Here is a 25,958-nt window from a genome sequence, read left to right as displayed (position 1 = left end):
CCGGCGCCTTGCGAGTACATGCCGTCGAAGCCACCCACATTGTTTATGCGGGCGGACTCGGCCACTGCCTTGGCCCCACGCCCGTCCACGACGACGGTGGCCCCGGAAAGTTTGTGGCCAATGTGGATCGTTCGGTACCACTGCACCTGGGTGCACTTCACGACATCGAACGTCGCCTTGACCCCATTGACCGTGACCGATGCCGTGCTGGCGAGCGGGGTCTGCGGTGGTGACGTGCAAGCCGCCAGAGCGCCGGCGCCGAGCATCGCAACGGCAGCCGCGATAGGGCGACGCATCGAACCCTCCATCCTTCTTCGGAAGTGATTCGGCCTGCAGCGATGATGTTATTCTCCCATTTAGAGAATGCCAATATCAGGTGTCTTCAGCCAAGGAGCAATGCGCATGGTGGGCCTGGAGGTCGACGAGTCGGGCGTCGCGGTCCTCACCATCGATCGCCCCCACGCGCGCAACGCAATTGCTCTCGACACCATGCAGCAGCTGGAAGAAGCGCTCGATGCGGCCGCGGGCGCCCGGACGCTGGTCATCACGGGCGCCGGTGACCGGGCTTTCGTATCGGGCGGCGACCTGAAAGAGCTCAGCGCGCTTCGCACCGAGGAGGACGCCTCGGCGATGGCCAAACGGATGCGCTCGATTTGCGATCAGCTTGCCGACTTCCCGGCTCCGGTGGTCGCCGCGCTGAACGGCCACGCCTTCGGGGGCGGTGCCGAAGTCGCCGTGGCCGCCGACATTCGGGTGGCCGCCGACGACATCAAGATTGCCTTCAACCAGGTGGCGTTGGAAATCATGCCGGCGTGGGGCGGAGCCGAACGCCTGGCCGCACTCGTGGGAAAGGGCCGGGCGCTGCTCCTGGCGGGCAGCGGGACTGCCCTTGACGCCGTCGAGGCCGAGCGGATCGGCCTGGTGGATCGAGTGCTGCCCCGCTCATCATTCGACGAGGGCTGGCGATCGATCGCAAGGTCGCTGGCCCGTCAGCCGACAACCGAAATAAAGCGCGTAATCAGGGGAGTCTCGCCCGATGAGGCGATAGCATCCTTTGCGCGGCTCTGGGTCGCCGACGCGCACTGGCGGGCCGCAGAGCAGGTAACGAACCGCACGGCTCGTCCGCGCCCAGACGCTCGAGGAGCGACGTGATGCACAGGTTGGTGTGTGCAGGCTCGGCGATCATGGTCGCTGTCTTGGCAGGTGGGGCGGCCCCGACGGTGAGCACTGGAGTGGCACGCGCCGATGACCCGATCATGCATCACGTCAAATACACCATCACGGCGAAGAATCCGATTTACGCCAACATCTATTACATCGATCAAGAGCCGGCCATTTTCGCCGATTACAGCCACGATCCCTACCGCTTCACACCCAACGTCCAGGCCGACATCGCCCCGGACAAACCGTGGAGCTACGAACTGAACCTAGCGAGACCCGAGTATTGGGCGATGGTCGTCGTCAACACCGGCACCGAGCCCGGCACGCCGGAGTTTCACTGCGATCTGTCGGTGGATGGAGCCGTCGTCGTGTCCAAGGACGGGCCCAGGGGCGTGCTCTGCTCCATCCGGAACTGGTGAACCACCCAGGTCGGCGGGACGTCCGCAATCGGCTGCGGTTCCCCCTCCAGCCGGCGCAGCTGACTCTCGACAAACTCCAGCGTCTCGGGGTGACCGCCGGATACCCCCAAAGCCTGCTCGAGCACCAAGAAGCGGGACAAGCTGGTCATCAGCACGGTGAACACCACCGGCGGGACGAAGTCGGTGTCCACCTCATAACGACGCAGCGCCTCGGCCACCACGTGGCGTTGTTCCTCGCGGAAACGTTCGGCGTAGTGGGCAATTTCGGCTCGCATCTCCTTGCGGTGATTGGCCAGCGCCATGAACTCCATCGAGATGCGGGTGAAGGCGGGATCGGTGCCGAACCTCCACAGCGCCCACAACGGCTGCGGCGACTGCAGCAGCTGCGCCTGCGCAAGCAACCCCTCCTCGGCCCGCCGCCGAAAAACCGCCAGGAAAAGCTCCTCCATTTTCCGGAAGTAGTAATGCACCAGCTGAGGCTTGAGTCCGGCCTTCTGAGCCAGCCGGCGCGACGTCACCGCGGCGTAGCCCTCTTCGATCATCAGCTGTTCGGCCGCGTCGAGCAGCAAGCCGCGATTCTTCGCGTCCGGCGCCCCGATCCTGCGGGCCGATGTCATTCCATACCCCGTGCTCTCTGCGTTCCCCTGGCGGTCAGGCCGATCGTAGCCACTGGCATCGGGCCGGCCGCGTGATCTTGACCACGACAATACCGTCATGCTAAGCAGGTGCTCAGCAGACTTTCTATTTCGGGCGACGCCAGCTCTCGTCGCCGACTGACCATTTGGCGACACAATTTTGGGGCCGGCTTCGGGAGGAATGCACGATGAGCAGCACCTACGACACCATTGACTTCTTCACCGACCCGTCGCTGGTACCCGACCCCTATGAGTACTTCGACTATCTGCGCAACCAGGGTCCGGTCCTGCGGCTACCCCACTATGGGGTCGTCGCAGTCACCGGCTACGAAGAGGCGACGGCGGTCTACAAGGACACCGACTCCTTCTCGAACTGCGTGGCGCTCGGCGGGCCCTTCCCGCCACTGCCGTTTCAGCCCGATGGCGACGACATCAATCACCAGATCGACGAGCACCGACACTGTTTCCCGATGTTCGAGCACATGGTCACGATGGATCCGCCCGACCACAGCCGGGCGCGATCGATCCTGAGCAGGCTGCTGACGCCGAGCCGGCTCAAGCAGAACGAGGAGTTCATGTGGCGCCTCGCCGACCGCCAGCTCGACGAATTTCTGGTCAACGGCAAGTGCGAGTTCATCAGCGAGTATTCAAAGCCGTTCGCCACGTTGGTGATTGCCGATCTGCTGGGCGTCCCGGAGGAGGACCACAAGGAGTTCCGGGTCGTGTTGGGTGCCGACCGCCCGGGGCGCGTCGGGGCGCTGGACCACGAGTCGGTTGGCGTGAATCCACTGGAATGGCTTGACGACAAGTTCTCCGCCTACATCGAGGATCGCCGCGCCCACCCGCGCGAGGATGTCCTGACCGCTCTGGCGACGGCCAAGTATCCGGACGGGTCGACGCCGGAGGTCATCGACGTGGTCCGATCGGCCACGTTCCTGTTCGCCGCCGGCCAGGAGACGACGGCCAAGCTGCTCAGTGCCGCGCTGCAGGTGATCGGCGACCGTCCCGACATCCAGCAACAGCTCCGCGACGACCGAAGCCTGATTCCCGGGTTCATCGAGGAATCGTTGCGCATGGAGAGTCCCGTCAAGAGCGACTCGCGACTGGCCCGCCGCACCACTCAGGTTGGCGGAGTGGATATTCCGGCCGGGACGGTGGTGATGGTGCTTCCAGGCGCAGCCAACCGCGACCCCCGCCGCTTCGAGAATCCGCACGAATTCCGCCTGGACCGCAAGAACGTGCGCGAGCACATGGCTTTTGCGCGCGGGGTGCACTCCTGCCCGGGTGGCCCGCTCGCCCGCGTGGAGGGCCGCGTCTCCATCGAACGCATCCTGGACCGAATGGCCGACATCGCAGCCGACGAGACCGAACACGGTCCGGCCGGCGCACGCCGCTGGTTGTATGAGCCCACCTATATTCTGCGCGGGCTCAACAATTTGCACCTCACGTTCACGCCACAGGACCCCCCGCCCGGACGCCCGCTCAGTTGATCGCCAGGCCGACGAAGTAGCTGCCGAACAAGCCGGCCGCGATCAGCAGCACCCAGGCGTCGGTGAGCCGGCACAGCAGTGCGGGCGCCTGCCGGACTTCCATGAACTCGCGAAAGATGATGCGCACCTTGATGAGTGCGATGACGATCACGCTTGATGTCACAATCACACTGGCGCTGGTCGCCGACCGGTCGACCACCAGGTAACCGACCGTAAGGGTGGCCAGCACCACCCAGGCAACCAGTAGCCTCTTGTTGAACTTCACCCTCACCTCACCGCGTACAGCAACGCAAAGATGAGCACCCAGAGGAAATCGACTGTGTGCCAATATGTTGCGCAGGTTTCTACGAGCACCTGGGATTCCTGAGATCCGCGACGTGCCCCTCGGAGTCGATACACGATGATGCCGAGGACAACGAAACCGATCAGCAGGTGAATGAAATGTATGCCGGTCAGGAAGAAGTAATACGCGAAGAAGTCGTCGCTGTCCGGCCCATGTCCCTCACCGACCAACCGAACCCACTCAAACACTTTGCAGCACAGAAATACTGCGGCGAATGCGGCGGTGATGAGTACATCCCTGAGGGCTTCCCGATAGGCGCCGGCGCGGGACGACTGAACGCAGCGCGCCACCGACCAGGAACTCAACAGCAAGACGAGGGTGTTGACGACGCCGATACGCAGGTCCAAGTGCGCCTGCGAGTGCAGGAACAGCTCGGGGCTTCGGGTGCGGTAGAACAGGTAGAAGCCGAAATAACCGGTGAAGATCAACGTTTCGAACAATACGAAGGCCCACATGTCCGGCTGACCCGGCACGAAGGGCGCGTCCTTGTTTTTGTCGGCGAGGTCGGTCATGACGCGATCAACCGTTTGGCAGGGCCGTCGGGCAGTATCCCCGTACCGAAGTCTTCCCGCCGGATCATCTTGAAGAGCATGACAACGAATGTGACCTGGTAGATGCCGAACACGACCATGTCCAGCCACCAGGCGATCTGGCCGTTCCAGGCCAGGACGCCACGGCGGAAGATCCAGCAGGGCGCCACCACAACCTCGGTCAGCGCATTGCACAAGTTCAGATAGCCGAACCACTTTGGGAAGACTCGATTCTTGTCGATCAGGATCGCGACCATCCAGAGCAACGACCCGATCAGGAATACACCCATGGTTCCGTCGAAAGACAGGAAGGCGAAGTCATAGAGCCAACCCATCACCTGAGGATCCCGCTCGGGCCGTAGCGTCCCGACGACCAACGCGATGCACAGCAGCAGGAGGCCGGGCACCGCACTGAACGAGTAGATGAGCAGATACGAATATCCGAAAATGGGGCTGACCGACATGCGACGCATCGAATAGGCAATGAGGGCATTGTTCACGGCGGTCATACCGGTGATTGCGAACACGACGCCCAAACCGATCGGTATCCCGAGGTGGCGTTCGGTAAACCAGTGCGTCTGCGTCGCGATGTCCCAGGTCGGTTGCGGCGGCGGCTGGGCTCGCGCCAATACGAAGACCATCGGAAAGAACAGGTTGTAGAAGACGACGAGCGTCCACCAGGCCAGCCACAGCTCACGCTTGGGGTTGTGCCGCAGGTGCCAGGCGACCCGCCGATGCAAGCCACCGGTGGGAGGCCCTGAGACAGACGTGGAATCCAGTGGGGCCCCGGAATCCGGCGGAGTCGTCAGCGTGCTCATGCGCCGTCCAGTCCTGTTGTGGAACGGTGCATCTCGGCGCGCTCTTGATATACCGCCCGGCCCAATACGAAGCCCATCACGATGACCCAGACACCAATCGCGATGTTTTTCAACCAGAACGACAACACGCCGTCCCACGCGAGCGGGCCGGTCAACGAGACGCCGACGAACGCCGCCGGCACAAGGGCTGCCGCAACCAGCAGGTTGAAATGAGCCACCCAGCGGCTGAATATCGGCCGCGGCTGATCGTCGAGATAGATTGCCGCCGCGAGAATTAGGCTCTGCCCGATCAAAAAGGGGACCACCACGGTGAACGTGACCCAGGCGAAATCGTTGAGCAGCTGCGTCAATTCAGCGCTGCGTTCCGGGCGGAATGCGGCCAGCAGCCAGCAGACATCGGCGATCAGAAACAGGGTGGGCCCGCCCGCGGCACAACCCAGCATCGCGTAGGAGAAGATCGGCGTGCGATGCGCCATCCTGCGTATCTGCATCGCGATCAGCGCCAGAATCGGAATCAGGCACACCCCGAACCAGTTGAAAAGCACCATGCTGTAGCGGATTTGGGGAGTGTGCGCCGGATCGCGATAGAACGCCGCAACCTGCTCCGCGGTCATGGTGGGCGACATGGGCGGGCTGAATCCCGGGAACAAGAAGAATGCGGCGATCCAGATGGCTACGGTCACGGGCAGTGTCCACAGCAGGATCAGCTCGCCGTCGATTCGTCTCGGTGAATCGCGTGCGACGGCGGCCTCGGACATCAGCAACTCCCTCCGGTGGCGTGATCGCTCAGCCCGTGACCCGAAAGTAGCCGTTCGGCTAGGGACGGTCAATAGCCGATCGGCTAGGCTCTCGGTGTGTCGTCAAATCAGGCTGGGAGTCAGACCCGCAGCCGGTTCCGTTTCATCACACGTAGTGCCGCGCAGACGCGTGTCCTGGACGCGGCGCTGAAATTGATCGCGGAGCACGGTGTCGGCGGAACCTCGCTGCAGATGATCGCCGACGCCATCGGAGTCACGAAGGCAGCCGTTTATCACCAGTTCAAGACCAAGGAACAGATCGTCGTTGCCCTCACGGAGCGCGAGTTGGGCGGTCTCGAGGAGGCGCTGGAGGCCGCCGAGGCCCATGACGATTTTCCGCGGGCGCGAGAGGTGCTGCTGGGTCGGGTCATTGACCTGGCTGTTGAGCGTCGCGGCGCGGCGAGCACCCTTCAATTCGATCCGGTCATTGTGCGGCTGCTCGCCGAGCAGGAAGAGTTTCAGCAGTTCATCGCGCGGCTGTACGGCGTGCTGGTCGACGACACGTCGGAGGACGCGCGGGTGTCGGCAGCGGTGCTTTCGGGCGCCATCGCGGTCGGCGTCATGCACCCGTTGGTCGCAGATGTCGACGACGAGACGCTGCGTTCCCAACTGCGTCGCGTCATCCATCGGCTGATCGGTGCGACCGGGCCGGCCTGAATACCGTGCCGCGGCATCGGCGACTGCCCGGCGTGGAGAGGCTATGTGTCGGCGCGCACCCAGGTCGTTACCGTGTCGTGGGCTATACAGATGAGGAACAGTCCGTCGGGCGCCTGCGCGACGTAGTTCAGCCATTGGTGGCACTCGGCGCCCTCTTCCTTGACGCCCGCCATCGGAGGTGACCGGAACCATCGCGGCTCGTACCTTCTCGGGGAGCCGCAGAACATCAGTCGCCCAGATTCTGGCGAGGTGGGCATGCTGTCGGTCCCGAAGGCGTAATAGGTCGTGTTGTCACACGGAGTGCCCAGAACCTGATGCCCCATGATGCCGGGGGTGCACTCGGGATAGTCGCAGACCGTCGGCCCCGCGGAGGATGGTGGCGCGGCCAGCAGGCCGACGCCGAGCAACGCAGCAAACAACGCCACGATGGATCGCACAGCATAACTTTGCCACACCAGAAAGCTTCTGAAAAGCGAATTCTCCTGGTCGGAGAACATCGCGACGCGGCCGCCCGCTGACGTCGGGCCCGACCCGAAACGCCCCGCCCGCCGACCCCCGGTGCCGGCGCATTTCCGCATTGTGGACCTCGAAGGCAGCTGCCCAGTAACGACGTTGAGCCTATGCCAGAGTGATAGGCTCGTTCTCCGTGCACGATCCGGACGGGCCTGACGCCGACCAAGGTGAGGCCCCCGAGGGTGCAAGCGATCCCCACGAACCGCGCGCTGAGTCAATGATCGGCTCTGGCGCTGACGCTGTGTCAGAGGCGGACTTAGAAGATGAAGTGGCGAAGGCGGAAGCACAGGCTGAGGCAGCTCGCGCACGCGTCGCCCAGCTGCGTCGGGTCGCGGAGATCGAGGCCTCTAAAGACGGCGAGGACGACGACGACGCGGCCTCGCAAGACGCCGACACACCTCGAGAGGTTAAGCGGCGCCGCCCGATATGGACTCGGGCACGGTCATCGGGGCTGGGGCGCTCCCGGCGAACGAGGCGGCGCCGCCGCTCGTGGCGCACCGCGGTAGCAGTTGGCGTGGGCACCGTGCTTGCCGCGATCTCACTCGGCGCCATCGGCTACATGGTGCAGCAGCACCACATCATCACGCACAAACGGCAGCTCTCCCAGGACTATGCCGTGGCGGCCAGGCAGGCAGTCACTACGCTCATGTCGATAGACGCCAACCACGCCAAGGACGACATCCAGGGCATCATCGACGCGTCAGCCAGCCCGCTCAAAGAGCAAATCTCTGCGATGTCAAGTCTTATGGTCGAGCAGGCCCAAGAGTCGAAAACCGTCACCAAAGTGAATGTTGAGGCGGTTGCCATCCAATCGGCGAACGAAAGTTCCGCGGTTGCGCTCATCGTGGCGAAATCCGAAGTGACCGAAGCCGATAACAAGAAACGACCGCCGCAACTGTGGCGGCTCAGCATGGAACTCATCCGCGACGGCGGTCAGTTCAAGATGTCGAAAGTCGAATTCCTGCAATGAATGTTGAACAGGACTCGTCGGTCGACACCGCGGGAGAGCACGACGACAGCACGGCAGCCCCGGCTCCCGACGAGACGGACGCACCCCGCGCGCCACGGCGGCCGGCACGCTCCACCCGGCTGAAGGCCTTCGGTCGATGGACTCGCCGGTGCTTGGCCAAGTGGCGTTCAATACTCGCGACGGCGTTGGTCGTTGCCACCATCGGCGCCGCCGCCGGCTTGTACTTCGTTCAGTACCGTCCGGATCAGCAGATGAGCGATGCCGCTGCACATCAAGCGGTCCAGGCCGCTTCGGACGGCGCGGTGGCGCTGCTCTCCTACTCCTTCGACACCCTTGACCGCGATTTCGCCGCGGCGAGGTCGCGTCTGACCGGTAATTTCCTGGCTTACTACAGCAAGTTCAGTGAACAGATCGCGGCGGGGGCCATGCAGGGACAACTGGCGACCAACGCCAAGGTGATTCGGGCCGCCATTTCGGATTTACATCCCGATTCGGCCGGCGTGCTGGTGTTCGTCAACCAGACGACCACAAGCAAGCGAAAGCCGGAACCCATTGAGGCCCATAGCAGCATCCTGGTCAGGCTGACGAAGGTCAACGGTTCGTGGCTGATCGCAAACTTCGATCCCGTTGGGTGAGCGCGGCGATCTTTAACTCCAAACGGCATTTTTTCGGGACTGCAGCGGTGTTAATCTCGTTTCAGAAAGCCGAAAATGGGCCGAACGTTGTCGGTCATTTATTGCGCGTCGAGGAGCACCTGATGCGTCCAGCTCGAATACTTGCCGCCGCAACCCTGATGGCTGCCACCGGATTCGGCGGATTGGGCACAGCGGCCACGGCCGGGGCAACGACCAAGGAAGAAGTGGCCGTAAACGGCACATTTCGCGTCACCTCGATCGGAGATTGGGCCCAGACCAATGATCAGTACCACGGCGAGCCAACGGTTTACCAAACCTGGACCATCAGCTCGTCCTGCATAACGTTCCAGGAATGCCACGGCACGGTGACCAGCGATCAGGGCTGGAGCGCGCCTTTATACATGAACGACGGGATGATGTGGAAGGTCAGGCGCAATGTGCCCAATTGGGAGCACTGCGAGGATGGCACCGCGTTCACCGGGGAGCAGACCTACTACTTCTATCCAGTAGACACCAATGGCGAATACAAACTCGGGTCGCCGGTCATGGCCGGGAAGGACAAGACGTTCGGGCCGAGCGGCGCCTGCGGGCAGAACCAGTGGCTGGACATTGCGATGCCGCTGCGGTTGGACCGGCTAGCCTGATCGCACACCCTTAGTCAGTTCACGGCGGCGACCCACGCGCCGCCCTCAACTGTTGCGATCCCCACCTAACTGGGAATCATGTCCCGCCAGGTCTTGGGCGCCTTCGCGGGCGCGAGATCCGCTTGCTCGTAGAGCTTTCCGTCCGGACCGACATATCGGCCCGTATGCGGGTCGTAGTGGGCGATCGCGATCGACGGCGTCCACTTGCCGGCGCCATTGCCGAACGAACTTGGCGCCATTTGTCCGCCTGCACCGGCGCCCGCGTCGGGTGGAGCGACTTCCGACGGAGGAGGCGGTGCAGGCGGGGCAGGCGGTGACGGAAGCTCCTCCGGCAACGGGACATCGAGTGGCGCTATCGGCGGAAGGTCGAACGACATCTGCGACGAAGGGGCCCACATCGGCCTTGACGACGGTTCCGGTGGAGCAGCGGCACCCACTGTGCCCGGTGGCGCGGTTTCACCCCGCGGCCCCGGCGGTGTGCCGCGCGGCACCGCTCCCGGCGGCAGCGGTGTTCCCTCGACCGGGGCAAAGATCCTGGCGTTTGGGTTGACCCGGTCATCGGGCGGGATGCCCTGGGCGATCAGGTTCGGATCGATCGGGGAAGGACCGAGAACGTGCTGGCGCATCGACAGCGGCATGAACGGCTGGTCGCTGTTGCAGATCTCGACGGTAGGCGCGCGCTTGCCCGGATGGCCCATGCACGGATAGTTGCGGGCGCCGCGAACCGAAAGCGGGGAATCCTGCGGCAGTTTGCAATACAACCCATCCGGTGTGTCGATGTCGCTGAGATCGTCCGGGGATCGCCACTGGCTCTGCGGTATGAAACCGACCGTGCAAATGGGCGGATCGTCGATCGTCAGCGCGAAGTCGCCTTGGGCCGAACCTTCCGGATGGGATGCCGGTCCAGCCGCTTGCTCGATAGCGACCGCCGAGGGCAGCAACACCAGCAACTGCTCCAGTGACGGGTGGTAGGTGATGCCGATCTGCCCGATGGTGGTCAGATTGGCCAGCAACACCGGCAGCGTCGGTTTGAGTTGACTGAAGAGCCGGGACGCCTCGTTGGCCGCTTCAGGACCGTCTCGCAGCAGGGTGCGAAACTTTGCATCGTCGTTGGCCAGAACGTCCGAGATCCCCGCCAGACCCCGCGCCCACTGTCGAATCGAATCGGTGGTGCGTGCTTGCGAATCCAGTAGTGGCCCAGTGTCTTCGGTGAGGGTCTTGGTGCGATCGACGACGCCGTTGGCGTCGCGCGACAGTGTCGTCGTGGAATCGAACAGCGACCCGAGATCGTAACCGGATCCGTTGAAACCGCGGAAGGTCTCGTCAAGCAATTGACCGAGTTTGGTCTTCGGGATGCTGGTCACCAAGGCATTGACCTGCTCCAGCATCGGCCCGACCGGCTGCGGAATTGTCGTGTCGCGCACCGCGATCACCGACCCGTCGTGCAGGTACGGCCCCGAATCGGTTCTGGGCCGTAGGTCCACGTACTGTTCACCCACCGCAGAGACACTGAGCACATGCGCACCGCACTGATTAGGCGGGCCAGGACGCTCTGGACACGGCGAGAGGTCCGCGGGGACCTTGGGTGAAGTCGCAAGCGACAGCGTCGCTTTCGCGCCGGTCGGCGTCAACTCCACCGCCGTGACCTTGCCCAGTTGAACCCCGCGGTAGGTGACGTTGGAGAACCGGTACAGGCCCCCGGCCGCCGGCAACTCCAGCGTCACCGTGATCCGGCCGATGCCCAGCAACATCGGCGCTTGAATGTAGTAGAGCACCATCGCGATCACGCCAACGGTCCCGACGATCGAAAATATCGCCAGCTGGATCCGAACGAAGCGGGTCAGCATCTATCCGTCACCTTCCACCGGCAATGGACCGGGACCCGGATTTGGCACCGGTGCCACAGGTGGCGCCACAGATGGCGGAGGCCCGGGCAACTGCGCGGCACCCGGCGGAGGCCCGGGCAACTGCGCGGCACCTGGAAGAGGCCCCGGCAACGACGCCTGATATGGCGGCGGTCCTGGCAGCGGAGGCAGGGGAAGGGCATCGGGATCGATCCACGGCGGCCGCACTGGGGAATGCAACGGATCGAGTGTGTACCTCAAGTAGTACGGCTCCCCCGGCATCGGCACCAACGGCTGGTCCAACTGCCCGAAGCGGGTCCCCAACAACAGTCCCCGCTTGAGCCGCGGAATCGTAAGGTCCAGCTGCACATGGAGATTGAAGTAATCGCCTCGCACCGCGCGGTCGACGAAGTTCTGGGTGAACGGGAACACGAAACCCGCCGCGATCGCCGTGCCGAGCTCCGGCCCGACGTCGGCGAGCGCACGGATGGTCGGCTCCAAGTTCTGCAGATTCTTGACCAGGTCGGCCTGGCTGTCATTGATCAGCCGGGTGGCGGTGTTGCTGAAGGCGCGCAGCTTGTCCAGCGCGGTCGTCAGTCGTGGCCGCTCCCTGATCAGTACGTCGAGCGCGGGCGGTACCTTGCGCAGCGCCTCGCTGAGAACCTCGCGTTGCCCGGCGAATGTGGCGGTAAGCCGGTTCAGCGCTTCGATGGAGTCCACGATGTTGTTCCGCTGTTGGTCAAGTGTTCCGACGAAGGTGTCCAGGCGGGTAAGGAGATCGCGCAAGGTGCCGGCACGCCCTGACACGGCGGCGGAGAAATTGTGGATGACCTCCCCGATCTGTCCCAGCCCCCCGCCGTTGACAACGGCGCCCAGCGACGACAGCGTCTGCTCGGTCGACGGGTAGGCCGATGACCGGGCCAGCGGGATGGTTGCTCCCGGCTGCAGCCGTCCACTGCCCGTTTGGCCGAGCGGTGGATTGAGCTCAAGATGCATCGATCCCAACAGGCTGGTCTGACCGACACTCGCCACCACATTGGCCGGGACAACGACGTCGCGGTTCACGGAAATCTCGACGTCGGCGTGCCAGCCCTTCACCTTCATCGCGCCGACGCTGCCGACCACGACGTCGTTGATCATCACCGGCGAATTCGACTCCATCGTGCCGACATTCGGGACTTCGACGTGGTAGATGACGGCCCCGGGGCCGCGTCCGACGGCGCCGGGCAGCGGTAGCGAATTCAGGCCGTGGAATGCGCACCCGGTCGCCGTCAGCACCACGCAACCACCGATGGCGAACACCCGGCGGGCTCGACCCCGGGCCATCATTGGCCCGGCCCTTCGGCAGGCAGCAGCATGCCCGACACACCCGGCGGTGGCGGTGGCGCTTGCATAGGTGTCGACGGCGGAGGCGGGAACGGCATCGCCAGGCCCGGTATCCGCGGTGGCGGCTCGGCCCCCGGCGCTCCGACAGGATCACCCGGCAGACCCGTGTAGGCCGACACCGCGGGGGGGATCTCCGGTGGTCCGGGCTTCGGGCCCTCGCCGCCGGGCGCCAGGCGCGGTTCGGTGTAGAGGATCTTCGAGGGGTCCACCGACTTCTGGATGAAGATATTGATGGGGATCGGCAGACTGTTGAAGTTGAGCAGCCGCAACCCGGGACCTAGAAACAGGGAGCACAGCTTGCCCGACTCGGTGGAGGTGACGTTCTCGAGGGCGCCGATTTGGGTGCAGCCCGGAATCGGCAACGGAATCATCAGACCCGAGAACGTGGGATTGGCGAAGTTCATCAGCCCGAACCCGCCCACGATGGTTCCGGTGTCGGCATTGTAGTCGTTGAAGAAATTGCCCAGCGCGTTCGGCGCACCGTGCAAAATGTTCTCCAGGGCCATGTGCTGATCCACCAGGACCTGCGTGACGTCGGCCAACCGGGCAACTTGCTCGCTGGTCTGGTCGCGAGAGCCGGCGATGAACCGCTGCACCTCGCCCACCGCCGCCGACAAATCCGTCAGCGCCGCGTCCAGCTCAGATTTGCTGTCGTTGACCACACTGCTGAGCGTGGCCAGGCGGTCGTTGAATTGCACGATCTGGGTGTTGCTGTCCCGCAACGCGGTCACGAAGGTCTGCAGGTTTTTGATGATGTCGACGATGTTGCCGCTGCCGTTGGCCAGTATCCGGCCCACTCCGGACAATTGGGCCAGCGCCTGCCGCAGCTTGTCGCCGTTGCCCTCGAGCGCGTTGGCGGCGCTGTCGATGAACCGGCCCACCGAAGTGCCCGATACACCGCTGCGGGGTCCCAAATCCGTTGCCAGCCGCATCAATTGGGTTTTCACTTCGTCCCACTCGACGGGTACGGCGGTGCGATTGACCGGGATTACCGCGCCGTCCGCCATTACTGCGCCGCTGGTCCGGTAAGCGGGGGTGAGTTGCACGTAGCGGGCGGCCACCAGGTTCGACGCGACAATGACCGCTTTCGCGTCCGCCGGAATGGGCACGCCGTGGTTGATCTCGAGGGTCATCTTGGTTTGTGACCCCTGCGGAACTATGGACTTGATGGTGCCGACTTTGACCCCCGACACCCGCACCTCGTCACTGGGGTAGATCGCCGTGGCGGTAGTGAAGTATGCCGTAATCGTCTTGGGAGCAAAGAACGTATTCCGGATGACCATGCCAGCACCGGCAACGATCAGCCCCACCAGGACAACCGCGACGACGACCACCAGCCTCTTGCGCGGGACGCGGGAGATCCGAGAAATCATTGCGATCCTCCGACCCGGCCGCCCAGCGTGCAGTTGGGGCACTCCGGCATGCCGTTGTACGGCCAGGGGAACAGCGACCGAGGAACCGTCGAGGGGAAGCCGGGACCGCGGCCTGTGTCGAAGTTGCGGAATCCCCAGAGGTAGTCGAGGAACGGCTGGAACAGTGGCGGCTGCAGGAGGTTCGGGACGAACGCCGAGTAGGCATACATGCTGGAGATGGCCTCACCGACGGTGATCTGAAATTTCGCCAGACCCGGCAACGCTTTACTGATGTTGTCACGGTTCCGTTGCAGCATCGCGGTCACCGAATTCAGTCGCTCCAGCGTCGGCGCCAATTTGCTTTCGTTCTCGTGTACCAGCGCCGTCAGCTGCTTCGCCACCGCCGACGTGTTGGCCAGCAGGTCCACGATCTCTTGTCGGCGCGCCACCAAGACTTGGAGCAGGTCGTCTGCGTTGAGAATCAGCTTGTTGACCTGCTGGCTGCGTTCGGACAGCACCCCGGTGACATCGCTGGCACTCTTGAACAACTCACCCAGGCTCTTGTTGCGGCCGTTGAGGGTTCGCGATAACCGGGTGAGCGAGTCGAAGGCCGGCCCCAACTTGGGCGCGATCTGGTCGAGCGTCGCCGCCAGCGTGTCCAACGACTGATTCAACGTCGCGGTGCTGGTTTCGCTGGTGTTCGTGGTTAATTCGCTGACCGCTTCCGTCAACGAGTAGGGCGAGGAAGTGCGAGAGGTGGGGATTACAGCATTCGGATGCATATTGCCGCTGCCGGCGGAATCCAGCGCCAGCATTCGCGCGCCCAATAGCGTGTCGGTGCGGATGTGCGCCGTGGTCTCCGATCCGAGCAGGATATTGCCCTTCACCGCGAACGTCACCAAGGCGTCGCCGTTGCGCAATGACACATCCGACACCGTGCCGACTTTGATCCCGGACACCGTCACGGGATTGCCCGGCGCGAGGCCACCGGCTTCGGAAAACAGCGCCTGGTATCGGACAGCGGTCGCCCATGAGGTCAACCGGTCCGGCGCTAGGCCCACCAGGATGACCAGCACGATCAAGATCGCGCCGATGAATCCGGCCTTGATGAGTTCAGCTCCGCGATACTTCAGCATCAGGGTTCCGTGCACCTTCCAGCTTCGGACCTGAAGAACGGGGATATCACCGTCTTGCCCTGAAGATCCGTGCCGCGAATCTCCAACTGGCACAGGTAGTAGGGGATCGTGGCGCCGGCCACTCCGAGTCGGACCAGTTTGCGATAGTTCTTTGGCGCCCTTCCGATCGCGGCTTCGAGGCGGTCCCGATCGTCATCGAGTATCGGCGCCAGCCGGCTCAACTGGTCTATGGTGCCGGACAGCGACGGTCGCGCACTGCTCAAAAGATCGGCCAGCGAGGCGGTTCCGTTGTCCAAAGCCTCGATGGCGGCGCCGATGGTGTTTCGGTCATCCGAAAGCCCGCTGACAAGCCGCTCCAGGCGATCGACCGCGCCGGAGAATTTGGTGCCGTCCTTGGAAATCGTGGCGACCACGGTGTTGAGGTTGTCGATCAACTGCTGCACGGTTTCGTCGTTGTCCGCCAAGGTGTTCGAGAACGATGTCGTCTTGGCGAACAGTGAGTCCAGAGTTCCGCCCTGTCCCTGGAAGACCTGCAACAACGCCGAGGTCAGCGTGTTGACGTCCTGCGCATTCAGCCCTTGGATAACGGGTTTCAGTCCCCCGAGCAGAAGATCGAGGTCGAGCGCCGGCGCGGTGCGGTCAACAGGAATCTGGGCGCCGGCGGCCAGGCGCTTGGTCGGGCCCGGGCCGTCGATCAGCTCCAGGTAGCGATCGCCGACCAGATTGAGGTAGCGGACGGCCGCCCTGGTGCCCTCGGTAAGGACGATGTCGCGGTCGGCGTCGAATTCCACCACGACTTTCTTGTCCGGGCGCAACGTGATGTCGCTGACGGTGCCCACCCGGATCCCGGCGACCCGCACCGTCTGCCCGACTTTGAGACGCGAAACATCATTGAAAACAGCCGAGTAGCCGGTCGTCGAACCCGTCTGGTACTGGCCGAAGATGAAGAACAGACAGGCGGTGAGCACCGTCATCACTGCCGCGAAGATCGCGAACTTGATCAGCGTTGCGCGCGTCCTCATCCGGGTTGTCCGATCTGGGCGGGGTTGCGCGGTGGGCCCTGAATCGGTCCATACAACAGCTGTTTGAGGAGATCGGAGTTGATCAGTAGCTGCTGGTTTCCGTATACCACCGGGTTAGCACCAATGTCGGTAATAAGTTGCGGCGGAGGGGTGTTGAACGGCAGCTGCGGCAGGCCCAGGCACCGCGGACCACCCGTCGCCGCCACCTTGGGCAAGTTCGCCGGGTACCGATAGCGTTCGCCGCCCCACGTGAGACTCGCGGTGATGTTGATGCTCGGTTCCGACAACGGCGGACCGTGCGCTATCCGGACGAGCCCGCCGAGTGCGCACGTGAACACCTCGTGGTACTCGCTGGTCAGGTCGGTCGTCGGCACCAACAGGTGCAATACATTCGTCAGCGGCTGACGGTTCGTCGACAAGACGTCGTTGCCGATGTCGGCAAGACCAATTGCACTGATCAGCAATGCATCCAGGTTGTGTTGCTCGTCGACGATCGTCTTGCTGATCCGATTTGCGTTGGACACGGTCCGCACGAGATCCGGCGACGCATCGGCATAGGCATTGGACACCACCGGTAACACCGCGAGGTCATGATTCAACGCGGGAAGGCTCGGTTCCAGCCTGGCCAGAAACGAATCCAGGTCGCTCAACGACTGACCGAGTTGTGCGCCACGTCCGCTGAATGCTTTGGCGAGCGCGCCCAATGACTCGTTGAGCTTCGCCGGGTCGATCTGGTCCAGCACCGAAACCAGTTGCTGGAACACGGTGTTGATTTCGACCATGACGTGCTGGCCGGTCAGCCGCTGGCCCGCATGTAGCCGCTGGGCCGAGGGCTCAGCGGGTTCTATCAGTTGGACGGACTTGGCGCCGAACACCGTCGACGACGCGATGTCGACCAACACGTTGGCGGGAATGTATTTCAGTGACGATGGGAACATCGCCAAATGGATGGCAGCCTTGCCGTCCGGCAGCGACTCGATCGAGTCGACCTTGCCCACCGGTACGCCGCGTAAGGTGACCCGCGCATCCGGGTTCATGACCAGGCCGGCGCGTTGCGACACCACCGTCACCGGTACCGATTCGGTGAGTCCACCCTGGAATAGCGTTATCGCGAAAGTGATTATCCCGGCAATCACCAGGATGGTGACCACACCCAGTAACGGACGGGCATAGGTACGTGGCTTTCGCCGGCCCGAACCGTGCGCCCGACCGCGCGCGCTCGGCGCGCCGCGACCGGCCGGTACCCGCGTGGTCACCTCTTCACCTCCCCACCATTCCTATCCAGACAGATTGAAGTTGCCGTTGGCGCCGTAGACCGATAGTGATACCAGCAGGGTTACCGATACCACCACGATCAGCGAGGTGCGGACCGCGTTGCCGGTTGCGATACCGACACCGGATGGCCCACCCGAAGCGAAATACCCGTAGTAGGTGTGGATCAGCAGGATGGTCAGCGCCATCAGAGTGGCCTGCAGGAACGACCACAACAAGTCGTACGGGTTCAAAAAGGTGTCGAAGTAGTGGTTATACAAGCCCGCTGACTGGCCGAGCAGAAACACGGTCGTGAACTGGCTGGCCACGAAGGACAACGCCACCGCAATGGCGTACAACGGGGTGATCGCCATCATGCCGGCCAAGATCCTGGTGCTCACCAGGTACGCGACCGGCCGGATCGCCATGGATTCCAGCGCATCGACCTCTTCGTTGATTCGCATGGCACCCAATTGCGCGGTCACGCCGGCGCCGAACGTTGCCGCCAGACCGATTCCGGCAACCACCGGCGCAGCGATACGCACATTGATGAAAGCGGAAAGGAAGCCGGTCAGCGCCTCGATGCCAATGTTGCCCAGCGAGCTGTACCCCTGGACGGCCAGCGTGCCGCCCGTCGCCAGCGTCAGGAATCCGACGATCACCACAGTTCCGCCGATCATCGCCAACGTTCCTGCGCCCATACTGATTTCGGCGATGAGACGGATGACTTCGCGCCGATAACGAGTGGCGGCAAAAGGAATGGCGGCCAGAGCCTTGCCGTAGAACATGGTGTGGTCGCCGAGACGCCCCATCAAAGCCACCGGCTTGTCCAGTTGCCTTGAGAATCGCGGGTATACGGCCCTCAGCGCCACCTCTGCGTGCCTCTACTTCCCCGACATTTTGATGCCTATGGCGGTGACGACCACATTCACGACGAACAGGGACATGAACGCGTACACGACGGTTTCGTTGACGGCGTTGCCGACGGCCTTGGCGCCGCCACCGGTGATCGACAGCCCTCGGTAACAAGCCACGACACCTGCGATCAAACCGAAAAGCGCTGCCTTGACACACGAAATGATGACTTCGGGCACGCCGGTCAACAGCGTGATGCCCGCGGCGAACGCGCCAGGATTGACGTCTTGGACGAAGACCGAAAAGATGTAGCCGCCTAAGACGCCGATGATCACCACCAGACTGTTCAGCAGCAACGCGACCAGTCCGGAGGCCAGCATTCGTGGCGTCACCAACCGTTGCACCGGGTTGATGCCCAGTACTTCCATCGCGTCAATCTCTTCGCGGATGGTCCGCGAACCCAAGTCCGCGCACATCGCCGTGGCTCCCGCGCCGGCGACGATCAGCACCGTGACCAGTGGCCCCACTTGAGTGACGGCCCCGAAAGCCGCACCGGCACCGGACAAGTCCGCGGCGCCCAGTTCGCGCAACAGGATGTTCAGGATGAAGCTGACCAGGACGGTGAACGGGATGGCCACCAACAATGTCGGCGCCAGCGAAACGCGGGCGACAAACCACGACTGTTCAATGAACTCTCGGCCCTGAAAGGGCCGGCGGAACAGGAACCTCACCGCGTCCCGTGTCATCGCGAACAACGCGCCGACCGCCTGCATCGGCCCGGCCAGGCTGCTGGGCAACGCTACGCCCGGCGACCAGCGATCGCTGCCCCCTTTCGACATCGGCGTCAACCCCTGTCGGCTTCGTAAGCGCTAGACATCTCGCAGCCAGTTATACGAACTGCTTAAACCATTGCCGTAGCTCGGTTTCCAAATGACCTTCCTACTCACGCCACTCCTCCATTCTGTTGCGTGAGTTGGCGCCTCCAGCCACGTTGGCTCCCGAGCCTCCATGTCTTGGAGCGTTTGGCGATTATGACTCATATCACGTCCGGTGTGAATGGAAAACGAACAACCGTTATCCGAGAACAGGGGTCTCAAAAGTCGCGGCGAGCGACACGGGAAACCAGTAGAGGGATGGAGCATCTGGGGCATCGCTAGGTAACCGCACCAGCAGTCTTCAGTTCGATGATGCGATCCCAGTCGAGTCCGAGTTCCAGCAGGATCTCATCGGTCTGCTCGGCAAATCCAGGCGCCGGACCGGTCTGCGGTGCGGCGACGTCGAATTGCACCGGGTTGGCCACCAGTTCGAGTTCGCCTGCGCGCACAATGTATTCGTTCGCCCGAATCTGCGGGTCGGCGGCGGCTTGCAGCGTGTCTTGCACCGGGGCCCAAGGACCCGCGAGCGTCGCGAAGCGTTCGCTCCACTCGGCAAGGGTGCGAGTGGCAATGACTTTGGTCAAGATCTCAACCGCTTCTGCCGTATTCGCGGCGATCTTTTCGGCATCGGCAAAGCGCGGGTCGTCTGCCAGTTCCGGGCGGTCAATGTGTTGGCATACGTCGGCCCAGAACTTGGTGGGCTGCATCATGACCAGGGATATGTAGCGGTTGTCGGCGGTCGGGTACACGCCCACCAACGGGTTGACCGGCGAGCCGTGGATGCCGGGCGGCGGCGACATCATCAGCTGGCCGAGATGATTCGTCAGCGCGACGGTGTGCCCCAGCGACCACAGCCCGCTGCCCAGCAGCGACACATCGACGACCGACGGTTCACCGGTGCGCTCGCGTTTGAGCAGTGCCGCCGCGATGCCCCCGGCGAGGTTGGTGCCCGAGATGGTGTCGCCGTACGCGGGCCCGGGCGGATTGATCATGCCGTCGTAGCCCATCGGGGTAATGGTGGCGGCGGTCCCGGCCCGGCACCAGAACGCGGTCATGTCATAGCCGCCCTTGACGGACTCTGCACCTCGCGGACCGAGTGCACTACCGCGGGCGTAGATGATGGTCGGGTTGACCGCGCGAATGTGCTCGACGTCGATGCCGAACTTCTGCCGATGCTCCGGCAGGAAGCTGGTCAGAAACACATCGGATCGGCGGGCGAGCTCATAGAGCACTTCCTGGCCTTCAGGCACCGACATGTCCAGGCCGATGCTGCGCTTGCCGCGATTGGCGTGCTCGATGTTGGGGTTGGGGTCACCCTCGACGCGCAGCATTCCGGTCTGGCGCAGTCCGCGCTGCGGGTCCCCGGTGACCGCGTGCTCGACCTTGACCACGTCGGCGCCCCACTCGGCGAGGACGGCGCCGGCCGACGGCACGAAGCCGTACATGGCCACTTCTAGCACCCGCAAGCCTTCCAGCGGTTTCATGCGGACGCCGTCTGCTGCGCTGACATGGTGAGCCCCTCGGGTGTCGACCTGACTGATACCGGCGTGGCGTCGGTCACGAAAATTTCATTCTCATCCTTGGCGAATCTTACATTCGGAGGACAAGAACTCAAGAAAGTGACGAGACGCGATCGGGCCTTTAAACAGCTGAGCGGTCGCTTAGCGGGACACTCAACACACGTCAAAAACCTGGTAGGCGGGGTATTCTGAGCCGCTTGCAGCCGCCTTCGGCCTGAGAGTACGATTCTCATAAATGCAAGGGAGATTCTTTGTGGCCGAGACGGCGGCGGGTCGAGGGCATTTGAGGCTGCTGCGCGAGGGTGCACAGTGAAGACCGCGGTGGTGACGGGTGGCGGATCCGGTATCGGGCTGGCCATCGTCAAACGCCTGCGCGCCGATGGTCTCAACGTCGCAGCGATCGATCTCAAACCATCCGGGGACGAGTTGGGCTTCACCGCCGACGTCACCGAACGCTCGCAGGTGGACGACGCGCTCTCGGCAATCCGGGACCGACTGGGCCCGGTGACGATCCTCGTCAACGCCGCCGGCCTGGACGGCTTCAAACGCTTCACCAACATCACCTTCGAGGACTGGCAGAAGGTCATCAACGTCAACCTTCACGGCGTGTTCCATACCATCCAGGCGGTACTGCCGGACATGTTGGAAGCCGGGTGGGGACGGATCGTCAACATCTCGTCGTCGAGCACCCATTCGGGCACCCCATATATGTCGCACTACGTGGCGGCGAAATCCGCCGTCAACGGCCTCACCAAGTCGTTGGCACTCGAGTACGGGCCAAGCGGCATCACCGTCAACGCGATACCACCGGGCTTCATCGACACGCCGATGCTGCGCAGCGCGGAGGCGAACGGGTTCCTCGGCGACATCGAGCAGAACATCGCCAGGACGCCGCTCCGCCGGATCGGCAAGCCGGAAGACATCGCCGCCGCTTGTGCCTTTCTGATCTCCGAGGAGGCCGGCTACATCACCGGCCAGATCCTGGGGGTCAACGGCGGCCGGAACACCTGAGCAAGGAGAGAAGCGATGAAAGTCTGGGTCGATCCCGAACGCTGCCAGGGTCACACGTTGTGCTCGATGATCGCGCCGGACTCGTTTGAACTCAGCGAACTCGACGGCAGCGCGTCGGCGGTCAGCGAAGTGGTACCCGAGGATCAGCTTGACCAGGTAAGGGAAGCCGCCCAGTCCTGTCCGGAGCAGGCCATCATCCTGACCGACTGAACGCCAAGGGAGACAGCACTTTGAGTGTGGACGACAGCGTGGATGACATGGCCACCACCGAGGATGATCGCAAGAAAAACCGATACCACTTCGATCGGCACTCCGCGGACTACCGGTCGCAGTTCAAGTCGATCACCGAGGAGATGCACGCCAAGTGCCCGATGGCATGGACCGACACCTACGGCGGGCACTGGGTTGCAGCCGGCAGCAACGAGGTATTCGAACTCGCCCGCTGCCCGGCGGTCTCCAACGACCATGACATTCACGGCGAACGGCGTGGCTACAAAGGCATTTCGATCCCGACGGCCAGCCGCGTAAGCGGAGTGCGGGGCGGCATCCTGGAGATGGACGACCCTGAGCACCGCATCTACCGCACCGTCTTGAACCCTTATCTGTCCCCGGCGGCGGTCAAGCGCTGGGTGCCCTTCGTCGACGACGTCACCCGCGCCTGCCTGGACGAGAAGATCGAGTCCGGCCACATCGATTTCGTCGACGACCTGGCCAACATCGTTCCCGCCGTGCTGACCCTGGCGATGCTGGGCATCCCGCTCAAGAAGTGGAAGATGTACAGCGAGCCCGTACATGCCGCCGTCTACACCCCCGAGCACTCCCCCGACATCGAACGCGTCACCGCGATGCACCGGGAGATGGGTCTTGACATGGTCAACAACATGCTCGAGATCCGCGAGAACCCGCGACCCGGCATCGTCAACGGACTGCTGCAGATGCGGATCGACGGCCAGCCGGCACCGGATCTGGAGATCCTCGGCAACCTGGGCCTGGTTATCGGCGGCGGGTTCGACACCACGACGGCATTGACGGCCCACTCACTGGAATGGCTTTCGGAGCACCCCGACGAGCGAAAACGCTTGCACGACAACCTCGATACGTTGCTCGACCCCGCGACCGAGGAGTTTTTGCGGTTCTTTACCCCGGCCCCCGGTGACGGCCGGACATTCTCCGACGACGTTGAAGTCAACGGGTACCAGTTCAAAGAAGGCGAACGACTGTGGATCTCGTGGGCCATGGCCAATCGCGACCCGTCGGTGTTCGCCGAACCAGACAAGGTCGTCCTGGATCGTAAAGGCAACCGCCACTTCAGCTTCGGCATAGGGGTGCACCGCTGCGTCGGATCCAACGTGGCGCGAACGGTGTTCAAGTCGATGCTCACCGCGGTCTTGGACCGGATGCCGGATTACCGCTGCGACCCCGACGGCGCGGTCCACTACGAAAGCATCGGTGTCATCCAAGGCATGCGCCATCTGCCGGCCACTTTCACCGCCGGCCGCAAGGTCGGCGCCGGCTTGGACGAGACACTGGACAAGCTGCAACGCATTTGCGAAGAGCAAGAATTGGCCCGGCCGGTCACCGAGCGCAAAGAAGCCGCGGTCATCGATTGAGCCGTCTCAGCGTCCGGCGTCTCGCTGTCCAGCTGAAAGCGGGACCGTTGACGGGCGCGATTTTTCAGAGTAGGCCTGTGCAGCGTGACCGCGCTCTATATTCAGTTCGAGCGCGTGTAGTGCAGATGGGAGAGGCACCGGTGAAGACTCTCGCAGCGACCCTTGCGCCCGCCCTTCTGATCGCCATGTCCGCGCTGACTCCTATGCCGACCGCCCATGCCGACATGCAGGTTGGCAACTACACGGCGAATACCGACCGGGATCGCGGCCACAACTGGCTGTGGGCGATTCGGCCGTGCATATCACGCCAACCGGGATGCCTGACCGTCCAATCGGTACCGCAACCCAACGGGCAAGCGGCGTGGTGGCAGGCAGACGCCCACCTCGCCAATGGCCGCTACACCATGGCAGTCGATGTGCCGGATGGCGTGCGGTGTGTGGTCCAGTTCTTCCCCTCACATGACGTCTATTCGTGGGATGCCGTCTCGCTGAGCGGTGAATTGGTCACCACCTACGACACCGGCTGCGGAGGCGGCCCGGGGGGAACCGACTCTTATCCCTTTACGCTCGTGCGATGGGGGTAGCCGCGAACTCCGCAGTCTCCCGGGACGAAATCCCGTGCTGACCCAGTGCGCGCACGCGCCCGGTTCGGCCGCTCCGTGTATGCGCACTTTTCGACAAGCGATGCTGATGCAGGAATGGCCAATACCAGTGACACCGGGGTGCAGACGATGATGAGGGCGACGGGTGGGAAGCGCGATGAGTGAGACGAAACCACCGCCGGATGATTCGGCCACCTCAAAAGCCGACGCGATGGCGTTGCTGGAGGAAGCCGAGGCGGAGGCCGCCGAAGCCGAGGCGTTAGCTGCCGCGGCTCGGGCGCGGGCTCGGGCCGCCCGGCTCCGGCGCGAGATGCTGGCAAAGGCCGAGGTCGCGGTCGAGGCCGCGGCCGAACCCACCGTCGCCGAGGAAGAGGCCGAGGTCGCGGCCGAAACCACCGACGCCGAGGAAGAGGCCGAGGCCGCCGACACCATTGGCGCCGAGGAGGAGGCTATCGATGCCGAGACCACCGAGGTCGCGCCGGTTGATCCCGAAGCCGAAACCACCGACGCAGAGGCTGCGGCCGCTGACGCCGAGACCGAGGTCGTCGGGGACGCCGACGAGGTCGAGGAATCCGAGTCGCTGAGCGAGGAGGAGAGGGTCGAAGCCGGAGCGCTGTCATCCCAGCGCTCCCGGCGGCGACGCTGGTTGCCGTCCCTGTCAACCACTCTCAAAGTGGCCGCGATCATCCTCACCTGTGCCTTTGTCGCTGCGAGCGGATACATGCTGTGGTACGAACACGACGCCAACGAGCGACACCAGCGCGCCGCGAATTTCGTCGCCGGGGCCAAGCAGGGCGTGATCAACATGACCTCCTTGGATTTCAATAGGGCCAAGGAAGACGTCCAGCGCTTGCTCGAGAGCTCCACCGGCGAATTCAGGGACGACTTCCAGCAGCGTGCAAAGGATTTCGTGACAGTCGTCGAGCAGTCCAAGGTGGTCACCCAGGGAACGATCACCGCAACGGCTGTCGAATCCATGAACGACAATTCCGCATCGGTATTGGTCACGGCGACATCGCGGATCACCAATGCCGCGGGCGCCAAGGATGAACCACGCGTGTGGCGGCTCCGGGTGACCGTGACCGAAGAAGGCGGACAGTACAAGATGTCGAAGTTGGAGTTCGTAGCGTGACCAAGGAAAGCCGCGTATCCGACGACATCGAAACCGAGACGGCAGAGGTTGTCGACAACGATCCGGACGCCGCCGAAGATGAGGCCACCGAATCGGTGACCGAGGCTCCCTCGGCTGATGACTCCGAAGCACCAAGGAGGCGCGAGCGTCGCAACCCGTCTCCCAGGCTGGCCAAGGTGAACGTCGTGACCGTGGCCTTGGTCGTGCTGTTGCTGGCATCCGCTGGTGTGGCGACGTGGTTGTACTTCGCGCGCTACCAGCCCAACCGGCAGACCGACCCGAGTGTCGCCCAGACCGTCGTCCGCGCAGCATCCGAAGGAACGGTCGCGCTGCTCTCCTACTCTCCCGAGTCGCTGGACAAGGACTTCGCCAATGCCAAGTTGCACCTGTCCGGAGATTTCCTGTCGTACTACAACCAGTTCACCGAGCAGATCGTGGCCCCGGCGGCCAAGCAGAAGTCGCTGAAAACCACCGCCCACGTGATACGGGCCGCCGTGTCGGAGTTGCACCCGGATTCGGCGGTGGTCCTGGTGTACGTCGACCAGAGCACGACGAGCAAGGACAAGCCGGAGCCTGCCATGACGGCCAGCAGCGTCCTGGTGAGCATGATCCGCTCCGACGGCAACTGGCTGATCACCAAGTTCGACCCGGTCTAGAAGTTAGCGCGAGCAGACGCGAAACCCCCCCCCCCGCCCGGGGCGGGGGGGGGGCGGGGGGGGGGGGGGGGGGGCGCCCGGGCGCACCGGGGCG

29 protein-coding genes are annotated in these 25,958 nt (G+C 63.5%); 13 read left to right on the top strand and 16 right to left on the bottom strand.

Annotated features, from left to right (window positions below; all coding sequences use genetic code 11):
* Window positions 1-296, bottom strand: a 296-nt coding sequence (locus A9X01_RS03735) for a lipoprotein LpqH (RefSeq protein ID WP_155771910.1), incomplete at its 3' end; no start/stop codon positions are given.
* A 106-nt stretch (window positions 297-402) separates the two neighbouring features.
* On the opposite strand from A9X01_RS03735, the gene A9X01_RS03730 reads away from it, so the two are divergent.
* Both A9X01_RS03730 and A9X01_RS28735 read left to right on the top strand, forming a co-directional pair.
* The gene (locus tag A9X01_RS03730) at window positions 403-1,152 is read left to right on the top strand and encodes an enoyl-CoA hydratase/isomerase family protein (RefSeq protein ID WP_065119350.1); all 750 of its coding nucleotides are present in this window, start codon (window positions 403-405) and stop codon (window positions 1,150-1,152) included.
* Window positions 1,153-1,184: 32 nt separating this feature from the next.
* A complete protein-coding gene (locus A9X01_RS28735) occupies window positions 1,185-1,580 on the top strand; it encodes an Rv2576c family protein (RefSeq protein ID WP_081282195.1) in 396 nt (131 codons plus the stop codon).
* Here A9X01_RS28735 and A9X01_RS03725 read toward each other — a convergent pair.
* The gene (locus A9X01_RS03725; RefSeq protein ID WP_065119341.1) at window positions 1,496-2,197 is read right to left on the bottom strand and encodes a TetR/AcrR family transcriptional regulator; all 702 of its coding nucleotides are present in this window, start codon (window positions 2,195-2,197) and stop codon (window positions 1,496-1,498) included. The genes A9X01_RS28735 and A9X01_RS03725 overlap by 85 nt on opposite strands.
* A gap of 206 nt (window positions 2,198-2,403) precedes the next feature.
* On the opposite strand from A9X01_RS03725, the gene A9X01_RS03720 reads away from it, so the two are divergent.
* The gene (locus A9X01_RS03720) at window positions 2,404-3,705 is read left to right on the top strand and encodes a cytochrome P450 (RefSeq protein WP_065119340.1); all 1,302 of its coding nucleotides are present in this window, start codon (window positions 2,404-2,406) and stop codon (window positions 3,703-3,705) included.
* On the opposite strand, the gene A9X01_RS03715 is transcribed toward A9X01_RS03720, so the two are convergent.
* Genes A9X01_RS03715 through A9X01_RS03700 form a run of 4 tightly spaced genes read right to left on the bottom strand, consistent with a single transcriptional unit; the run spans window position 3,698 to window position 6,154 of the window.
* The gene (locus A9X01_RS03715; RefSeq protein ID WP_065119339.1) at window positions 3,698-3,976 is read right to left on the bottom strand and encodes a cytochrome C oxidase subunit IV family protein; all 279 of its coding nucleotides are present in this window, start codon (window positions 3,974-3,976) and stop codon (window positions 3,698-3,700) included. The two genes, A9X01_RS03720 and A9X01_RS03715, sit on opposite strands and share 8 nt — an antisense overlap.
* Window positions 3,973-4,560 (bottom strand): cytochrome c oxidase subunit 3 family protein, encoded by a 588-nt coding sequence (locus A9X01_RS03710; RefSeq protein WP_065119338.1) that lies wholly within the window; start codon window positions 4,558-4,560, stop codon window positions 3,973-3,975. Before A9X01_RS03710 ends, A9X01_RS03715 begins: the two co-directional genes overlap by 4 nt.
* Window positions 4,557-5,396: a hypothetical protein gene (locus A9X01_RS03705; protein ID WP_065119337.1), complete on the bottom strand. Its 840-nt coding sequence runs from the start codon at window positions 5,394-5,396 to the stop codon at window positions 4,557-4,559. Before A9X01_RS03705 ends, A9X01_RS03710 begins: the two co-directional genes overlap by 4 nt.
* Window positions 5,393-6,154, bottom strand: coding sequence for a hypothetical protein (locus A9X01_RS03700; protein ID WP_065119336.1), 762 nt, complete (start codon window positions 6,152-6,154; stop codon window positions 5,393-5,395). The genes A9X01_RS03705 and A9X01_RS03700 overlap by 4 nt, the downstream gene beginning before the upstream one ends.
* 174 nt (window positions 6,155-6,328) lie before the next feature.
* On the opposite strand from A9X01_RS03700, the gene A9X01_RS03695 reads away from it, so the two are divergent.
* A complete protein-coding gene (locus tag A9X01_RS03695; RefSeq protein ID WP_065119349.1) occupies window positions 6,329-6,850 on the top strand; it encodes a TetR/AcrR family transcriptional regulator in 522 nt (173 codons plus the stop codon).
* Window positions 6,851-6,891: 41 nt separating this feature from the next.
* Here the strand turns inward: A9X01_RS03695 and A9X01_RS03690 are convergent, their stop codons facing one another.
* Window positions 6,892-7,275: a hypothetical protein gene (locus A9X01_RS03690; protein WP_065119348.1), complete on the bottom strand. Its 384-nt coding sequence runs from the start codon at window positions 7,273-7,275 to the stop codon at window positions 6,892-6,894.
* 602 nt (window positions 7,276-7,877) lie between these two features.
* Between A9X01_RS03690 and A9X01_RS32145 the strand changes: the two genes are divergently transcribed.
* From A9X01_RS32145 to A9X01_RS03675, 3 genes are all read left to right on the top strand, one after another.
* Complete coding sequence (locus A9X01_RS32145; protein ID WP_436405225.1) at window positions 7,878-8,333, top strand: Rv1363c family protein; 456 nt, start codon at window positions 7,878-7,880, stop codon at window positions 8,331-8,333.
* On the top strand, window positions 8,330-8,968 hold the full coding sequence (locus tag A9X01_RS03680) for a hypothetical protein (protein ID WP_065119335.1): 639 nt from the start codon (window positions 8,330-8,332) through the stop codon (window positions 8,966-8,968). Before A9X01_RS32145 ends, A9X01_RS03680 begins: the two co-directional genes overlap by 4 nt.
* 122 nt (window positions 8,969-9,090) lie before the next feature.
* Window positions 9,091-9,612 carry an Rv2253/PknI dimerization domain-containing protein gene (locus A9X01_RS03675; protein WP_065119346.1) on the top strand — a complete coding sequence of 174 codons (522 nt, stop codon included), beginning with the start codon at window positions 9,091-9,093 and terminating at the stop codon, window positions 9,610-9,612.
* Between the two features lie 65 nt (window positions 9,613-9,677).
* On the opposite strand, the gene A9X01_RS03670 is transcribed toward A9X01_RS03675, so the two are convergent.
* From A9X01_RS03670 to A9X01_RS03630, 9 genes are all read right to left on the bottom strand, one after another.
* A complete protein-coding gene (locus tag A9X01_RS03670) occupies window positions 9,678-11,459 on the bottom strand; it encodes an MCE family protein (RefSeq protein ID WP_065119334.1) in 1,782 nt (593 codons plus the stop codon).
* Window positions 11,460-12,785 carry an MCE family protein gene (locus tag A9X01_RS03665; protein WP_081282193.1) on the bottom strand — a complete coding sequence of 442 codons (1,326 nt, stop codon included), beginning with the start codon at window positions 12,783-12,785 and terminating at the stop codon, window positions 11,460-11,462.
* Window positions 12,782-14,215, bottom strand: a complete 1,434-nt coding sequence (locus tag A9X01_RS03660) for an MCE family protein (RefSeq protein ID WP_065119333.1) — start codon at window positions 14,213-14,215, stop codon at window positions 12,782-12,784. The genes A9X01_RS03665 and A9X01_RS03660 overlap by 4 nt, the downstream gene beginning before the upstream one ends.
* Complete coding sequence (locus A9X01_RS03655) at window positions 14,212-15,330, bottom strand: MCE family protein (protein WP_065119344.1); 1,119 nt, start codon at window positions 15,328-15,330, stop codon at window positions 14,212-14,214. Before A9X01_RS03655 ends, A9X01_RS03660 begins: the two co-directional genes overlap by 4 nt.
* On the bottom strand, window positions 15,330-16,352 hold the full coding sequence (locus A9X01_RS03650; protein WP_065119332.1) for an MCE family protein: 1,023 nt from the start codon (window positions 16,350-16,352) through the stop codon (window positions 15,330-15,332). The genes A9X01_RS03655 and A9X01_RS03650 overlap by 1 nt, the downstream gene beginning before the upstream one ends.
* Window positions 16,349-17,608, bottom strand: a complete 1,260-nt coding sequence (locus A9X01_RS03645; protein WP_065119331.1) for an MCE family protein — start codon at window positions 17,606-17,608, stop codon at window positions 16,349-16,351. The genes A9X01_RS03650 and A9X01_RS03645 overlap by 4 nt, the downstream gene beginning before the upstream one ends.
* A 21-nt stretch (window positions 17,609-17,629) precedes the next feature.
* Entirely contained in the window at window positions 17,630-18,475 is an 846-nt protein-coding gene (locus tag A9X01_RS03640) for an MlaE family ABC transporter permease (RefSeq protein WP_065119330.1), read from the bottom strand.
* A 12-nt stretch (window positions 18,476-18,487) separates the two neighbouring features.
* Window positions 18,488-19,297, bottom strand: coding sequence for an MlaE family ABC transporter permease (locus A9X01_RS03635; RefSeq protein ID WP_065119329.1), 810 nt, complete (start codon window positions 19,295-19,297; stop codon window positions 18,488-18,490).
* Between the two features lie 314 nt (window positions 19,298-19,611).
* Window positions 19,612-20,817, bottom strand: a complete 1,206-nt coding sequence (locus A9X01_RS03630) for a CaiB/BaiF CoA transferase family protein (RefSeq protein WP_065119328.1) — start codon at window positions 20,815-20,817, stop codon at window positions 19,612-19,614.
* Between the two features lie 345 nt (window positions 20,818-21,162).
* Here A9X01_RS03630 and A9X01_RS03625 point away from each other — a divergent pair, with 345 nt between their 5' ends.
* The 6 genes from A9X01_RS03625 (at window position 21,163) to A9X01_RS03600 (ending at window position 25,864) form a co-directional block, all read left to right on the top strand.
* The gene (locus tag A9X01_RS03625) at window positions 21,163-21,864 is read left to right on the top strand and encodes an SDR family NAD(P)-dependent oxidoreductase (RefSeq protein WP_065119327.1); all 702 of its coding nucleotides are present in this window, start codon (window positions 21,163-21,165) and stop codon (window positions 21,862-21,864) included.
* 15 nt (window positions 21,865-21,879) lie between these two features.
* On the top strand, window positions 21,880-22,074 hold the full coding sequence (locus A9X01_RS03620; RefSeq protein ID WP_065119326.1) for a ferredoxin: 195 nt from the start codon (window positions 21,880-21,882) through the stop codon (window positions 22,072-22,074).
* Window positions 22,075-22,094: 20 nt separating this feature from the next.
* Window positions 22,095-23,474 (top strand): cytochrome P450, encoded by a 1,380-nt coding sequence (locus A9X01_RS03615; RefSeq protein WP_065119325.1) that lies wholly within the window; start codon window positions 22,095-22,097, stop codon window positions 23,472-23,474.
* A 125-nt stretch (window positions 23,475-23,599) separates the two neighbouring features.
* Entirely contained in the window at window positions 23,600-24,058 is a 459-nt protein-coding gene (locus A9X01_RS03610; protein WP_172832439.1) for a hypothetical protein, read from the top strand.
* A gap of 175 nt (window positions 24,059-24,233) precedes the next feature.
* Window positions 24,234-25,208, top strand: a complete 975-nt coding sequence (locus tag A9X01_RS03605) for an Rv1363c family protein (protein ID WP_065119324.1) — start codon at window positions 24,234-24,236, stop codon at window positions 25,206-25,208.
* 26 nt (window positions 25,209-25,234) lie between these two features.
* Complete coding sequence (locus A9X01_RS03600) at window positions 25,235-25,864, top strand: hypothetical protein (RefSeq protein WP_436405226.1); 630 nt, start codon at window positions 25,235-25,237, stop codon at window positions 25,862-25,864.
* The last annotated feature ends 94 nt before the right edge of the window (window positions 25,865-25,958 follow it).

Source organism: Mycobacterium asiaticum (assembly GCF_001668675.1).
Taxonomy (GTDB): domain Bacteria; phylum Actinomycetota; class Actinomycetes; order Mycobacteriales; family Mycobacteriaceae; genus Mycobacterium; species Mycobacterium asiaticum_D.
This window is presented reverse-complemented; position numbering and strand designations above follow the sequence as displayed.

Excerpts from the sequence above, each read along its gene's own strand:
- A9X01_RS03630 (WP_065119328.1), bottom strand. The coding sequence starts at position 20,817 with ATGAAACCGCTGGAAGGCTTGCGGGTGCTAGAAGTGGCCATGTACGGC.
- A9X01_RS03675 (WP_065119346.1), top strand. The coding sequence starts at position 9,091 with ATGCGTCCAGCTCGAATACTTGCCGCCGCAACCCTGATGGCTGCCACC.
- A9X01_RS03635 (WP_065119329.1), bottom strand. The coding sequence starts at position 19,297 with ATGTCGAAAGGGGGCAGCGATCGCTGGTCGCCGGGCGTAGCGTTGCCC.
- A9X01_RS03730 (WP_065119350.1), top strand. The coding sequence starts at position 403 with ATGGTGGGCCTGGAGGTCGACGAGTCGGGCGTCGCGGTCCTCACCATC.
- A9X01_RS03610 (WP_172832439.1), top strand. The coding sequence starts at position 23,600 with ATGGGAGAGGCACCGGTGAAGACTCTCGCAGCGACCCTTGCGCCCGCC.
- A9X01_RS03725 (WP_065119341.1), bottom strand. The coding sequence starts at position 2,197 with ATGACATCGGCCCGCAGGATCGGGGCGCCGGACGCGAAGAATCGCGGC.
- A9X01_RS03670 (WP_065119334.1), bottom strand. The coding sequence starts at position 11,459 with ATGCTGACCCGCTTCGTTCGGATCCAGCTGGCGATATTTTCGATCGTC.
- A9X01_RS03680 (WP_065119335.1), top strand. The coding sequence starts at position 8,330 with ATGAATGTTGAACAGGACTCGTCGGTCGACACCGCGGGAGAGCACGAC.
- A9X01_RS03605 (WP_065119324.1), top strand. The coding sequence starts at position 24,234 with ATGAGTGAGACGAAACCACCGCCGGATGATTCGGCCACCTCAAAAGCC.
- A9X01_RS03620 (WP_065119326.1), top strand. The coding sequence starts at position 21,880 with ATGAAAGTCTGGGTCGATCCCGAACGCTGCCAGGGTCACACGTTGTGC.
- A9X01_RS03655 (WP_065119344.1), bottom strand. The coding sequence starts at position 15,330 with ATGCTGAAGTATCGCGGAGCTGAACTCATCAAGGCCGGATTCATCGGC.
- A9X01_RS03650 (WP_065119332.1), bottom strand. The coding sequence starts at position 16,352 with ATGAGGACGCGCGCAACGCTGATCAAGTTCGCGATCTTCGCGGCAGTG.
- A9X01_RS03660 (WP_065119333.1), bottom strand. The coding sequence starts at position 14,215 with ATGATTTCTCGGATCTCCCGCGTCCCGCGCAAGAGGCTGGTGGTCGTC.
- A9X01_RS03700 (WP_065119336.1), bottom strand. The coding sequence starts at position 6,154 with ATGTCCGAGGCCGCCGTCGCACGCGATTCACCGAGACGAATCGACGGC.
- A9X01_RS03720 (WP_065119340.1), top strand. The coding sequence starts at position 2,404 with ATGAGCAGCACCTACGACACCATTGACTTCTTCACCGACCCGTCGCTG.
- A9X01_RS28735 (WP_081282195.1), top strand. The coding sequence starts at position 1,185 with ATGGTCGCTGTCTTGGCAGGTGGGGCGGCCCCGACGGTGAGCACTGGA.
- A9X01_RS03710 (WP_065119338.1), bottom strand. The coding sequence starts at position 4,560 with ATGACCGACCTCGCCGACAAAAACAAGGACGCGCCCTTCGTGCCGGGT.
- A9X01_RS03665 (WP_081282193.1), bottom strand. The coding sequence starts at position 12,785 with ATGATGGCCCGGGGTCGAGCCCGCCGGGTGTTCGCCATCGGTGGTTGC.
- A9X01_RS03705 (WP_065119337.1), bottom strand. The coding sequence starts at position 5,396 with ATGAGCACGCTGACGACTCCGCCGGATTCCGGGGCCCCACTGGATTCC.